The sequence below is a fragment of the Clostridium tetani genome (genome assembly GCF_900167265.1).
Taxonomy (GTDB): Bacteria; Bacillota; Clostridia; order Clostridiales; family Clostridiaceae; genus Clostridium_G; species Clostridium_G tetani.
This window is the reverse complement of record NZ_FUWT01000011.1, coordinates 20,574-35,482: the sequence shown is the minus strand read 5'-3', so window position 1 is coordinate 35,482 and position 14,909 is coordinate 20,574. Positions and strand designations below refer to the sequence as shown.

Genomic DNA, 14,909 nt, shown 5'->3' with positions numbered 1-14,909 from the left:
ATTTTTAAGGAGGAATTATATATGAATTTTAATTTAACACCAGAACAAGAACTATTAAGAAAAAAGGTGCAAGAATTTGCGGAAAATGAACTTAAACCTATAGCAATTGAAAATGATGAAAATAAAGAATTCCCTATGGAAGCTTATAAAAAATTAGGTGAAATGGGTATATTAGGACTCCCCTTCCCAAAGGAATATGGTGGAACTGGTGGAGGATACATGTCATATGTACTAGCTGTTGAAGAGATTTCAAAAGTACATGCATCCCTTGGAATTAGTTATTCAGTAAATGCGTCTCTTTGTAGTGGTGCTATATACAATAATGCTTCTGAGGAATTAAAGAAAAAATACCTTCCTGATCTATCAACAGGTAGAAAAATTGGTGCTTTTAATTTAACAGAACCAGAAGCTGGTTCTGATGCAGCTAATGGTTCCGTAACTGCAATTAAAGAAGGAAATCATTATATAATAAATGGACTTAAGTGTTTTTCAACAAATGCACCTGTTGCAGATACTTTTGTAGTGTTTGTTATAACAGATAAAAGTAAAGGACCTAAAGGAATATCAGCTTTCATAGTTGAAAAAGACTTCCCTGGAATATCAATAGGTAAAGTTGAAAATAAGTGTGGTATAAATGCTGCCCAAGTATCAGATGTTATTTATGATAACTGTAAAGTTCCAGCTGAAAATCTAATTGGAGAAGAAGGTAAAGGACTTGGAATAGGTTTAAGTACACTTGATGGCGGAAGAATTGGGGTTGCAGCTCAGGGCCTTGGAATAGCAGAAGGTGCTTTTGAAATAGCAAAAAACTATATGAAAGAAAGAGTTCAATTTGGAAAACCTATTTATAAAAATCAATACTTAGGATTTAAAATGGCTGAATTAGCTGTTGAAATTGAAAAAGCTAGATACTTACTATATAAAGCTGCTCTTGATAAAGATGAAGGAAAACCTTATTCAGTTTCTGCGGCAATGGCAAAACTTGCTTGTACGGATCTTGCAATGAAAGTTACTGTTGAAGCAGTGCAAATGCTTGGTGGAAATGGTTATATGAAAGATTACAATGTTGAAAGAATGATGAGAGATGCTAAAATAACTCAAATATATGAAGGAACAAATGAAATACAAAAAATGATTATAAGTGGTAGTATTTTTAGATAATATAATTTACATGTTCTTAAATCCTGTACATTCTATTTGTACAGGATTTTTAAAAAACATTTTTTAGTTAAATAGTTTGAATATCCAATAAAAATAATGGAGGTTTTATTATGGATATATGGATTATTATAATTGCTCTGGTGCTATTTACAATATTAGCATTTAAAAGAGTTAGTGCTTTAATTTTAGGTCCTCTTGTATCATTGTTTGTAATAGTTTGTTCAAAACTTCCAATGTTCGACACAATGCTTGGACCATATATGAATGCTGCAGCAAATTATGTAGAAAAGTTCTTTCTAGTTTTCTTTGTAGGTGCAGTATTTGGCTCTATAATGCAAGAAACTGGTGCTGCTGAATCCATTGCACATAGCCTTATTAAAATAACCAATGGAAAATTTGTAGCACCTTTAATAATGATTATTACTGGATTATTAACTTATGGCGGAATAAGTGGATTTGTAGTTTTCTTTGCTATGTATCCTATAGCAATTGAGCTATTTAAAAGTGCTAATTTATCAAGAAGACTTATACCAGCTGCTATATCAGCAGGGGCATGGACATGGTCTATGACAGGTCCTGGAAGTCCATCCATTCAAAATATAATTGCTATGAGATATCTTGAAACAAGCTCCACCGCAGCTTTGTTACCTGCTATAGCATCAGCTCTAGCTCAATTAATTTTAATCTGTGTTTGGTTTGAATATAGATCAAGTAAATTAACTAAAAAGGGGTATACTTTTTATGAAGATCCTACTATAATTCCGTATATAGATGATAAAAATATTTCAAAAAATAATAAAGACCTTCCAAATCCAATAATGTCTGCAATACCCGCCATATTAATCTTAATATGCTTCAATATTATAGAGCTACCTGTGGAAGGTGCGGTTACAATAGGAATTATTTCTGCAATTGTTCTACTTTGGAAGCGTATAGATAGTCCTTCAGAATGGATAAATACCTTAAATAAGGGAGCTATCAATTCAGCTACAGCTATATTAAATACAGCCATAGTGGTTGGTTTCGCAGGTGTTGTAAAAGAAACACCCGGCTTCGAAAAAATTATTAATAAATTAAAAACTATGAAAATGTCACCTATGTTATTTGTTGCAATCACTGTAGCTATAGCATCTGGAGCTGCTGGTTCAGCCTCTGGTGGTTTAGGAATTGCTTTTGAGTCCTTAAAAGACACATACATTAATATGGGAGTTAATTTAGAATATGTCCATAGAATTTCTGTAATTGCATCAGGTACATTTGATACTTTGCCACATCAAGGAGCTCAAATTACTCTTCTTGCCATATGTGGACTTACTCATAAAGAAGGTTATTTTGACATAGCTATGACTCAAATTATATTCCCTATATTAGTTTTACTTCTTGTAACTATCCCTATGTGTTCTATAGGACTATAATTAACTACCTACAAATAAGTTAAATAATTAACAGTTACTATTCTTTAAACACAATAGTAACTGTTTTTATCTTTATAAATATTATAATATAAACCTTTCAGCAATTTCATTTAAATTCTGTGCAAGTTCTGATTGTGTTTGTGCTGTTATTGCTATTTGCTCCATAGCATCAGATGATTCCTTTATACTCTCTTCAATAGAATATGAACTTTTAAAAGATTCTTGTACCATATCTGCCATTCCCTGCACTGAAATATTTACTTCCTTTGTTATGGCATTTATTTCTTCTACCATAGAGGCTATATCCTCTGACATTTTAGATGTAAACTCAGCATCTTTATAATAATGATATCCCATATGAGAAAAATCATCAAATTGGCTTCTAACTTTAGAATCTATAAATTTCAAAGTTAATATTGAGTTTTCTGATAGCTCATTAAAAGCTTTATTTACTTTCTCTATGGTTAATTTTACATTAAGCACAGATTCTGATGACTGTTCAGCAAGTTCCCTTACTTTATCAGCAACTACTGCGAATCCTTTTCCGTTCTCTCCTGCTCTTGCAGCTTCTATTGCGGCATTTAATGCAAGAAGATTTGTTTGTTCCGCTATACTTGCTATAGTATCTGCCATAACTTTTATATCTTCTACAACCTTTCCTTCTTCTATTGCTTTTAATATTTTTTCTTTATTTTTATTAAATAATTCTTCTGTTTCCTTAACTGCTAATTCTCCATTTTTATAAACTTTATCTGCTCTTTCTTTGGACTTAATAGAAACATTACTTCCATCAACTGCTTTTTGAGTGAGTATATTAATACTAGAATCTACTTCTTGAACAGATGCAGAAATTTCCTCTGTTGCAGAGCTAGATTCTTGCATTTCTCTTGCTATTTTATTTGTATCTTTATCTATCTCACTAAACTTTGCATTCATTTCCTCAATGGTGGCAAAAAGTTCTTCACTAAACTTACTCAGTTCCTTTGACTTTAAAACTATTGTACTAATAAGTTTTTTTACATTATCTTGAGCTATATTAAGGGCATCTCCTATATCTTTAAACTCATCCTTTCTTTCTGTAACAATATCCTCTGAAAAATCATACTTTGCAATTCTATGAGAAAATTTTATTACTTTTCTTAAATTTTTCATTATATACTTATATAAATTTATAACAAAAAACACGCTAAATACTACTCCCAAAACCATTGTAAAACTTACTATGTATACAGAATCTTTATGAATTATGTGGTTGTCTATTTTTTTCTTATCTCCACCTTTAATATTTATATCTATTATCTTATTTATAAGTTCATTAAGTTCCATCCACTGATTTTTATGTATTTCTTTAAGGGTTAACACTTTATTGTAATTATTTTGTAGAACTAAATTACATATATCATCTCTAGTACTCCTGTATACTTTTAGTTTATTTTGAAACTCCTTAAATACTTCTGCCTCTCCTTTAAACCAACTATCTTGTGAATTAATACATTCTCTTATTATTTCATTAGTTTCTTCACTTAAACTGTTTAACTCTTCTTTTAATCTATTAATTTTATTTACATCTTTTTCGTTAAGTAATATTATTGTACTTGCTTTAGATTCAATCAAATGGGTCTCTATATGCCTAATTCTATTTATTGCATCCATAGAACCTGCAATTTCATTAGCGTTAAAATCCATTTTATTTACAGATCTGATACCAACAATACCATTTGTGATTATCACTATAATTAAAAGAGTAAAAGATAGGATAAGTCTTTTGCTTAGATTCAAATTTTTCACTTTTGCACCGCACTCCTATATTATTGATTTATTAATATATCGATAATTATTGAAACTTCCCTCCCATTTTAAATATTTTAATAATAATTAATGGCAAATTCCTGTAAATTTTACCATGTAATTAAATTATATAATAATTTAATAAAAACACAACATAAAAATTGACATTTTATTCATATATTTTTTTCCTTACAATTATTTTGTAACGGATTAATAAGTTTTTACATATAATATGTATGTATAATGTTTATAGGAGGATACAATTGTACTGTTATACTTTAGCCACAAATTTAACCTGTGTTTTTAATGAATTATTATTATGGACAGATATTTCTAGTGAACACCCAATATTTATAGAGACGGTAGCAAAACTTACTAATAAAAAATTGCCTAAAAAACTATTAGATGAACTTAAAAAGGTAAATTCTGATTTTTCAAAACTTAATAAGAAAGTAGAAAACCTTAAAAAAAGATGTTTTTCCCATGGACCTGCTAATCCTTATGTAATAATGGAAATCAAAAAAATTATCCATGAGTTTTTCCAATATGATATGTATTTTATAAATTTATTATGTAATATCATGGAATATGAAAAAGAAGATAAGGTTTGGCAGACACTTCTACACCATATACACCATGAACAAAAATTTATGTACGAATTATTTACACAATTATATAAGCAACTTTAATTAACTTCATAAAAAAGGAACCAACTTATTAACATTGGTTCCTTTTTGTATTCATTTAATAAACTACTATATTATAATCATCTATATAATCACTTAACCAAGTATTATAAACTTCCATCAATGTTTAGTTGATGGATATTCATATCTATTCCATACATGCATTTTTCCATTTATATTTTGACTTATTTCATAATCTGTAAGATTATAATAGTCATATAAAACTCTATTAGGCACATTTGGAATAGGGTCATTCCAAGTAGCATCTACATGATACCATTTATTGTCTATATAAACCATATTCCAAGCATGATTCATAGGTATACTTTCTACAATTATACTTTTAATTCCTACGTTTTGTAGCATTTTAACCATTAAAAGAGAATATCCTTGGCAAACTGATTTTCCTTTAGCTAATGCTGAATAAGCACTATATTCTTGTAAGGATGTATCATATTGAACATTAGCTACTATATAATCGTGTATAGCCTTTTCTTTTGCATAATCATTCATTCCATCAGTTATTATATCTGATAATATACTTTCAACCCTTTTATCTACATATTCTTCCTGAGCTTTTGTGGTTAAATAGTCAAAATTAAATTTAATATTTACATTTCCATAATATCCTGATGTTCCAATACGATATCCTATAATTGAATATTTTAAATAATGGTCTTCATCTAATAGTTTTTCTGTAATATCTTTTATTTTATTTATATCTACATTTCTTTTGTTATAACAATCCATACCAGTATATTTTATCACTATATTAACTTCTCTATTTTCCATGGCTGTTTTTAATAATGGTTTAAGTTGCTGTATTGATGATGCTTGTCTGCAATTTTGTGTATTAGTAGAAGCACATAAGCTATTAACTGCTGAAATATTTTTATTAATAAATTCTATATTGGAACTTATATTCTTAGCATAACAAATGTTTGAATATGAAAATAAAAAAACGATAGTTAGAAATCCTCTAAAAAACTTCTTCATAAAAATTCTCCTTTCGATAACTGGCTGTCATTTTACAGACCCTATAGCTTTGCGTCACTATCTTTCAATAGTTTTGCCTTTATCGTGGAAATCACGATTATTTAATACTCTTTGTTTAATTATATTATACTATTGTATTAAAATCAATGTCTACCATTATTGTATTTTTATGTAATAGATTATTTATTTCTGCAATAAGCCTTACTTCTGTGTCTAACGAAAGCATAAAAAATCTCTATAATATATGCAAAATATCTTATAGAGATTAATTGATTATTCTTTAATTATATTTCATCTTTTTCTTAAATATAATCCACCTACAATTAAAAGCAATCCCAAAACATAGTTAAATATTGGACCATTTTCTCCCGTCTTTGGAAGTACATCTACACTTTTCTTTGGTTTAACTTCTTTTTTTCCAAGCAGTATATTTACACTAGAATCCTTTTTCTCTACTTCATTTACTTTTACAGATGGTTTTTTATCTTTATCTACCAATTTATCTTTTAATTTATCTTTAATAACATCTAACTCCTGAGGAGGTAATTCATCGCCTTTATCTACTGGTGGTTCTTTTGTATCTGGCTTTTCTGAATTCGGTTTTTCTGGATCTGGGTTTCTTGAGCCTGAACCTGAACTTGTTTTTGATTTCCTATTTTCTACTTTAACTTCTACTACTTTACCTTGTGATTTTATTATTATTTCTTGTTCTCCTTCATATATTCTATATCCTTCTGGTGCCTTTATTTCTTTAAGCGTATATTTTCCATATGGTATATCTTTAAATTCTAATAATCCATTCTTATCAGTAGTTCCTATTAGTTTAATGTTTTTATTGTATTCTGATATACCCTTAAGTGTAAATTCTGCTCCTTCTAATACTTTATCTAAATTATCTTTATCCACCTTGGTTATTTTTATACTTCCTTTAATAGGCTCTATTGGAGTCCATGGTGTTACTTTTTTGTTTGTTACAATCTTTTTAATCTCTTTATTTTCTTTAAAATTTAAAGTAATTTCTTCAGACTCTAACTCTATTTTATACCCTTTTGGTGCCTTTATTTCTTTAAGTGTATATATTCCACCTAAAACCTCATTAGTAATAGCCTCACCCTTCCTATTTGTTGTAAGTGTTGTTACTACTTTATTTTCATCATTAATTAATTCAAACACAGCACCTTCTAATAATTCTCCGGTGGTTTTATCCTGCTTAATAAGCTTTAACTTCCCTTTATATTTCTTTAAATCACCTGAAGCACCTCCACCACTAGAAAAATCTTTTACCATTATTTCTTTAATAATTGGCTTTTTATTATATGCTTCTAAGGTTGCTTTATTTCTAAAGTCAGATATACTCTTATCTACAATTTTTGTTTGATAATACAATGTATATGTTTCACTTTCATTATAAAGCTTTAATTTAAATCCAGAGGGCGAAGATGAAAAATTAACAGGATATTTTAATGGAACTTTAGTTTGATTATCTATATTTCCAGTTCGATGATTAGTATATCCCTTATATAATTCCAAGCTACCATCAACAAATTCATGTCCCTTACTAATCATATCAGTTATGGTGATGTTATATAGTTGTTCACCTTTATAATTTACTCGTAAAACCCAGTCTATTATATTATCATCATTCTCATTAATTCTGCCCCACTTTTGAAACATTTCTGTTATTTTACTAGGACTTCCTCCAGAATTTGTACTTCCTGTATCAACAATAATTGAGTTTTTAATAGCCTTACCATTTACTTCAAACACCAATGGAACTTCTATTTCACCTTGCCTCTCTATATACTTAATTTCTGATTGAATATAGAAGAACCCAGATATGTTTTCCAATTTCTCAACAATATCAGAAAATGTAAAAGTAATTATATCACCTTTTCCTACTCCTGTACCAAAATTACGTCCTTCCTTATCCTTTAACTGAATTGTACCATTAAATCCTCGTAATTCTTTAGGTATCTTTAAACTAAAGGTATCTCCAGCTTTTGTTTCTGATTTAATAGACCAATCTACATCAATTTTTATTCTATCACCTGGTCTATAACCACCTTGCACTACCCCCTTTTCATTAGTTATTTTAACATTATCTATAACATCTACATCTGCTGCTAATACAGTTTTTGAGCATAATAATATCTGAAATAAAAACGTCAAAATAATTATGATATTTTTTCTGCCTTTAATTATTTTGTCAAAGGTTTTCAATATACCCCCTCCTAGTTATTTCTTGCTTTATTTAAAAATAAAAACCGACCCTGATTAATCAAGGTCGGTTGCACTACTAACTCCCTATATACAAAGTGCCCAAATAAGTATATAGTTCAAAATTTCCTCTTAAAATATTATATTTATATGGTATTAAACTATTGTATATACATATTACTTTAATTTCATGATTTTATCAATAATGAGTATTAGGTAATAAATTTAACCATTTATAGTTCTACAGTATAAATATCCTTTTTACATACAAGTCTTCATCATACTAGGGTGCTTGCAGTGAAAAAGACCAACCCCAAAAGGATTGGTCTTTTATGAAATGTATTTAATTTTTTAGCCAGTGATGTGTCCTGGATATTTTATGAATTTAAATTGTTTTGATGTGAATTAAGTTTGAAATGTTTCCGATCATTCTATTAAATTATTTCTATTGTATATACTGTTTGTGTTCCTGATTCCACTACTATTTCCATTTCATCAGTTACTAATTCTGTTAGGTCTTTTATTTCTGGAGTATCTTGTTCATTCTTTTTTACAAAATGAATATTAGCTCCTTTTGATACTGTTAATGCTTTTTTTAATTGTTCTATAGTTGTACCCGTTGGAATATCTTTAAGTGTTGTTCCTTCTAATATTCCTATTTTTGCGGATTCTATTTTATGCTCACCACTGTCTGCTGATTCACTGCTATCCCTCACTATCCTAAATACATAGGATTTCGTTTGGTCCACACCCTACGTGCGACTTTCACCGCATAGGGCGTTCCATCGACAATAGATACTAATATAAGATTTTATTTTATAAGTATTTTTAATATAAATTACTATATATATCGTAATTGTTAAATATGACTTTATATAAATTTCATAAAAAAATTGCTATATCAAAATAAAATTTTGATATAGCAATTCTACATTGATTATTTAATTAGATTAGTATTGTTCACAACTTGTTCATGACCCCGGGGCTGTTAAGTGTAAATTACCACTCTATAGTATAGTTAACATGGTAATCATCTGGTGCACTTGTAGTCCAACTAAATCTACCCACTCTATTTTTTTCTGCAACTGCTTTAAATTCTTCACTTAATTCCTTTTGGGTCATTTTAAAGCCTTTAATTCTTAAACTTAAAGTTGTTTCTTTATTTTTTAAAGCTTCTAATATTTTTGCATCTAATTCATCTTTAGTTGTAACTTTTTCAATTAATTTTCCGTCAGCTGTGTATTCATCTACATCCATATTGTGGTATGAGTATTTTGTAGCTGTACATTTTGGATAATTCTTTTCTTCAAAATCTCCTCTTATGTGATCATTGTTAAAAATATCATCTGGAAGATTAAAATAAGTATGATTAACTGTTGCTGGTGAAGTATTGTCTTTGTTTACACTTTCAGCACCATTTCTATCAGAAACTGGATCATTCCATGTAGCATCTAGATTGTACCATTCTCCATCTAACTTAACCATGTTCCAAGCATGTCCGCCGCCTTTCTTTCCGTCATGCTTAGAAAACCCTGTAACGTATTTACAATCAATTCCAACTTCTTTTAAAAGTAAATTCATAGCTTTAGCATAACTTTCGCAAACACCAATTTTATCCACCAATACTCCGTAAGCTGTATGATCTTCTAAAGTAGTTTTGCCTTTGTTATAGTTTTCTACATTGTAATCAGCAGTTCTTACTATATAATCATGTAATGCTAACTCTTTTTCAAAATCAGTCATTCCTGGCTTTATAACATCTTTTACAACTTCTTTAGCTTTCTTTATTGTAGCTTCTTTTTGTCTTTTAACTTCAGCTGCATCTTTTTTATATTCAAATTCTACTGTCATTATCCAACCTTTTCCGTCATTTTTAGATCTACCTGATACCCCTGGCTTTCCAAAATCCATTTCACCAATTTCAACAAGTAATTTTTGATAATCATCAAAATTATATTCACTACTATTAGAATCATAGTTTGGTAAGCTAATATCAACTGTAGGCTTACAGTCTATTATTGCTTGTTTTAAAATTTGGTTAAACTCTTGTTTATTATTAGCTACTAATTGTTTTTCAGCTTTAACAGTTAGGGTAAAATCTTTAGTTTCACTTTTACCATCTTTAGTTATAGTAGAAGTTAATGTTACTTTTTCATCTGATTTTCCTATTTGTGGTCTTGAAACTTTTCCTGTATTAGTTATTACAGTTTCGTTATTTGATTTCCATGTTATAGTTGCTCCATCTAAAGAAGTTTGTAGATTAATGTCTTTTTCTATATTATCTTTATTAGTTATTTCTAAGGAATTTGCAATTAGTTTTAAATCTTCTTGTGTATCTTTTTCTTTTGCTTTAACTACTATATTAAATTCTTTAGTTTTTGTAATAGAGCCTTTTTTTAATGTAGCTGTTAATGTAATATTCTCGTCTTTATCCGTTCTTGTAACTACACCAGCACTTGAAACTACTGATTCATTACTTGAATTCCAAGTTATATCTACAGCATTTTTACCATCTTTAGTTGGTAACTTTAAATTATCTACTACAGAATCAAGTCTTCCTTCTATTTGTAAATTACCAAGAGCCGTATCTACAAGTTCTTCATCTGTAAAATCTTTAGCTTTAACAGTTACTATAAAATCTTTTGTATCTTTAGCTTCATCTTTTGTTAATGTAGCTGTTAGAGTTACTAAAGTATCTCCCTTTGTTGCTGATGGTCTTGTAACATTTCCTTTTTCATCAAGTACACTAGTGTTATTAGATTTCCAAGTAATTGAAACTCCGTCAATATCCTTTGGTAAATTAATGTTAGAACTTACATAATTTAAATTAGTTAAATTTAAATTATCCTTTGCTTTTTGCACTGACTGATTATCAGCTAATTTCTTTTGTCTTTCCTTTTCAGCTTGTTCTTGTTTTTCTTTCTCTTCTGTTTCTTTGCTATCCCTTACTATCCTAAATACATAGGATTTCGCTTGGTCCACACCCTACGTGCGACTTTCACCGCATAAGGCGTTCTATCGATAATATAAACTAAATATATGATTTTATAAGGATTTTAATGAACGTACAATATTATTAAAATTTTAATTATAAATTATTATATATATCGTAATTATTAGAATTTACTTTATATAAATTGTATACAGTGGATTCAATTTCATGTTTACCACTATCTGCTGATACTCTGCTATCCCTCACTATCCTAAATATATAAGATTTTATTTTATAAGTATTTTTAATATAAATTACTATATATATCCTAATTATTAAACATCACTTTATATAAATTTCATAAAAAATTGCTATATCAAAATTTTATTTTGATATAGCAATTTTTGCATTCAATGAATATATTTTTTACTTTTATATCACTTCCATATAAACCTAATTAAGTAATATATGTATTAGTATTACTCAATTTCCTTCAATTTTATAATGACTTTTGTTGATATTTGATTTATAATACACTTTGTAGGAATTCATCCCCCTCATGGATTGATTTCCTATGTTATGCCATTACTTAGGATTAATGGCGCTGAGTGATTTATTATATATGGATACTTTAAAATCTTCTTAGCCTTTTAAATGTCATTATAATAAAACTCACGAAAGGATGGTCTTAACGGACTATCCTTTTTTCTTTATTTTATAATAATCATATAAAACTTCATTAGGTATATCTGAAATCGAATCATTTAATATCTCTTCTACTATAATTATCGTGTTTATTAGAAAATCTTTAGTCTAAATATTTATTTTTTACAAAAATTTTTTACTTTATAATGAAATTTAAAAAAAGGATAGTCAAAACAGACTATCCTTTTAAGCTTTACTAATTAATATTTTATTTATTTTTGTTTATAATTTGTTCATGATTCTTGGAATCCTTACGAAAGAAACTGAGCTTGCTTACTTTTATTTTAATTTTAATTCTGCAACAAAATCTTTTGTTCCATTTCCTGTAGGATAATTAAAATCTGTTGATCTTGTGTGAGTAGCTTTCATATCATCATCTGACTTTAAGAAGTAATCATATCTACTTCCTTCCCCAATATCGTTCCAGGTAGTATCTATACTATACCACTGACCATCTATTTTCACCATATTCCATGCATGAGCTTCTCCTTTATCTTTATTAGGGTTCTTTCCTTGTCCTGTAACGTAAATGCTTGTTAATCCTGATTTCTCTGCAAGTAATTGGAATGCTTTTGCATAGGATTCACAAACACCTTTTTTTCGATCACTTAAAATTCCATATGCGATATGGTCTTCTACATAGTATGTATTTACACCTTCATGATGGTATGCTGCTCTTTTTACTAAATAATCATTTATCTTTAAAGCCTTTTCTGCATCAGATAAATTTTTACCTTCTATTTCTTTATTTACAAAGTCCTTCGCTATTTTTTCTGCTTCGTCTTCGTAGCTCCTAAGTTTTTCTGCTGGAATTTCTTCTTCTGTTCCATAAACTACATATTTAGCTTCAAATATTACATCTACATATTCATCTGCTGGATTATATTTACCATCTGGACTTTTTAATTTTATCCCATACTTAATATTAGGATATTTTGTTCTATTTTCTTTAAAATAATCATCATATGCTGATTCTAAATTATTAAATGTTTCTTGTATCTTTTCAGTTTTAACTTTAAATTCTATAGTATTTGGATAATTTTCCATTTCTGCTTTTAAAATTCTATTTAAATCTTCTGGATTATCAGCTTTTATATTACTTACAACATAATTTTTATCATTTTTGCTATCCCTCACTATCCTAAATGCATAGGATTTCGCTTGGACCACACCCTACGTGCGACTTTCATCGCATAAGGCGTTCCATCGACAATAGAAATTTGGAAGTTAACATAAATTATACATTACATAATAAGTACTTACAACATTATTTAATTAAATTTTATAATAATATTTAATTAAAAAGGTTGAATAAATTAAATCTATTCAACCTTTTTTCTTATTTTTAGCCCAAATAGTAAACTATTTGTCTATACTCACTGCCGTATTAATATTGTTGTCTGCTACCGATTGAGTTAATACTATTCTAGAATTATCTTTTTGTAATTCTATCTTATATAATCTTTTGCTTTGAGCATCATTTTTAAATGCATTTGATATAGCTTCAGCAACTTTTTTAGTATCATCGCCTTTTGCTACATTTATAGAAACACTTGATAAAGTTCTATTGTTTTTAGTATCCTTTATACTAACTTTTATCTCTCCATTTTTAGTAGCACCTTTTGTTACAGTTACATTACATATTTCTTTAACTTCTGAAATACCAGTATCTCCTGTTTCTTCATTTGCTTGTGAAAATACTATACCATGTCCGCTTTCACCTAAATTATCTACATGTTCTCTAACTTTTTTAGATGTAAATGTTACATTTGATGATGGATTTTCTCCCGCTCTTACTATATATATTTTCTCAGCAGTCCAATCTTCATCATCCTCAAAAGCCTTAACTATTTTATTTGCTACTTTTAGGTTATCATCACCCTTTTCTACAGATACCATTTTATCAGCTACTTTAAGTTCTGCTGTTTCTGTTACATCACCTTTAATTATAAGATGACTTTTTTGCATAGTAGCTAAAGTTCTTTTTACACCATGTTTTGTTATTTCACTTATTAGTTCCACACCTAAATTATCTGTATTTTCTCCTTTGCTATACCTCACTATCCTAAATGCATAGGATTTCGCTTGGTCTACACCCTACGTGCGACTTTCATCGCATAAGGCGTTCGCTCGATAATAGGAAGTGTATAAATATATTTTCTATTGTCCTAGTTGATATAGTTTTTATGAATCTGTCTGCTAATCTAGTAATTCTCTTATGTAATGAGATTACTATTAAGTAAGGTATTAATACCTTACTTAATAGTAATTTGAAATGATTTATTTATTTTTAAACTAGTGATATGATCTAGCTATATTTATGAATTTGGATATGGTTTAATTTTGAAATGTTTAATTTATAACCGTCTAACTTTAAATATCATTAAATTAATTCCGTTCATTAATTAAATTAATTCTAAAATCTTATATTTGTTTTAACTTCCACTTTTCTATTACCGACTAGGTTCCTTGGCTCACTCAGTTTTATCCTTCTCCTATGTTACCATAGAAGTATTTCAAAATTAATTTGACTTCCGGCTGAGTATCATAGCTACTATGAACCTGCTGAGCCCGTATATGTGTCCTAGGTTCTACTAAACCTCTTCATATACAGCATCAAACGTTCCATTCTACCTATCCCTATTTTTGATTACCTTAGGTATCCACTAACGATTTATAATGTTTTAGTTTAACAACCAATTATTCCAAAACCAGTTAAGTACTTCATCTTAACTGTTTTATACCAAGCCACAAGCACAAAAATATTTAACAGTATAAAATACATATAAATCGCATCTTAATGGATTAGCTTATGTTTACCATAGTAATCTTTTAAGGAGCCCCGCATCCGACTTTCACGGATTACGACCTTACCTAGCTTCACAAGTTTTGCATAGTAGTATAAAACTTGTGTAGGGGACTTAGACTTAAAGCTACTTGGTTGTTTGCTTTAAATAAGATTTTCACTTATTACTTTAGTAGAACAGTTAGAACTTTTAAGTTCTATCC

10 protein-coding genes and 2 riboswitches are annotated in these 14,909 nt (G+C 28.6%); of the genes, 3 read left to right on the top strand and 7 right to left on the bottom strand.

From position 1 onward, the window contains the following. Positions 1-21 precede the first annotated feature (21 nt). Both B5D21_RS09275 and B5D21_RS09270 read left to right on the top strand, forming a co-directional pair. Positions 22-1,161 (top strand): acyl-CoA dehydrogenase family protein, encoded by a 1,140-nt coding sequence (locus tag B5D21_RS09275; protein WP_011098775.1) that lies wholly within the window; start codon positions 22-24, stop codon positions 1,159-1,161. Between the two features lie 110 nt (positions 1,162-1,271). Next, positions 1,272-2,576 carry a GntP family permease gene (locus tag B5D21_RS09270; RefSeq protein WP_011098774.1) on the top strand — a complete coding sequence of 435 codons (1,305 nt, stop codon included), beginning with the start codon at positions 1,272-1,274 and terminating at the stop codon, positions 2,574-2,576. Positions 2,577-2,657: 81 nt separating this feature from the next. On the opposite strand, the gene B5D21_RS09265 is transcribed toward B5D21_RS09270, so the two are convergent. Next, on the bottom strand, positions 2,658-4,364 hold the full coding sequence (locus tag B5D21_RS09265; RefSeq protein ID WP_011098773.1) for a methyl-accepting chemotaxis protein: 1,707 nt from the start codon (positions 4,362-4,364) through the stop codon (positions 2,658-2,660). 263 nt (positions 4,365-4,627) lie between these two features. On the opposite strand from B5D21_RS09265, the gene B5D21_RS09260 reads away from it, so the two are divergent. Next, entirely contained in the window at positions 4,628-5,053 is a 426-nt protein-coding gene (locus tag B5D21_RS09260; RefSeq protein WP_035124696.1) for a DUF2935 domain-containing protein, read from the top strand. Positions 5,054-5,170: 117 nt separating this feature from the next. On the opposite strand, the gene B5D21_RS09255 is transcribed toward B5D21_RS09260, so the two are convergent. The 6 genes from B5D21_RS09255 to B5D21_RS09230 all read right to left on the bottom strand — a co-directional run bounded on the left by B5D21_RS09255 (position 5,171) and on the right by B5D21_RS09230 (position 13,961). Continuing rightward, positions 5,171-6,046 (bottom strand): transglutaminase domain-containing protein, encoded by an 876-nt coding sequence (locus B5D21_RS09255; protein WP_011098771.1) that lies wholly within the window; start codon positions 6,044-6,046, stop codon positions 5,171-5,173. 12 nt (positions 6,047-6,058) lie between these two features. Continuing rightward, positions 6,059-6,134, bottom strand: a riboswitch (cyclic di-GMP riboswitch). Positions 6,135-6,337: 203 nt separating this feature from the next. After that, positions 6,338-8,266: a SpaA isopeptide-forming pilin-related protein gene (locus tag B5D21_RS09250; protein ID WP_011098770.1), complete on the bottom strand. Its 1,929-nt coding sequence runs from the start codon at positions 8,264-8,266 to the stop codon at positions 6,338-6,340. Positions 8,267-8,319: 53 nt separating this feature from the next. Beyond that, a riboswitch (cyclic di-GMP riboswitch) is annotated at positions 8,320-8,402 on the bottom strand. A gap of 295 nt (positions 8,403-8,697) precedes the next feature. Beyond that, on the bottom strand, positions 8,698-8,979 hold the full coding sequence (locus B5D21_RS09245; protein WP_035124693.1) for a hypothetical protein: 282 nt from the start codon (positions 8,977-8,979) through the stop codon (positions 8,698-8,700). 283 nt (positions 8,980-9,262) lie between these two features. Then, positions 9,263-11,245, bottom strand: coding sequence for an immunoglobulin-like domain-containing protein (locus tag B5D21_RS09240; protein ID WP_011098768.1), 1,983 nt, complete (start codon positions 11,243-11,245; stop codon positions 9,263-9,265). A 934-nt stretch (positions 11,246-12,179) separates the two neighbouring features. Then, on the bottom strand, positions 12,180-13,037 hold the full coding sequence (locus tag B5D21_RS09235) for a transglutaminase domain-containing protein (RefSeq protein WP_052042368.1): 858 nt from the start codon (positions 13,035-13,037) through the stop codon (positions 12,180-12,182). Between the two features lie 225 nt (positions 13,038-13,262). Then, a complete protein-coding gene (locus B5D21_RS09230) occupies positions 13,263-13,961 on the bottom strand; it encodes a hypothetical protein (protein ID WP_011098766.1) in 699 nt (232 codons plus the stop codon). Positions 13,962-14,909 lie beyond the last annotated feature (948 nt).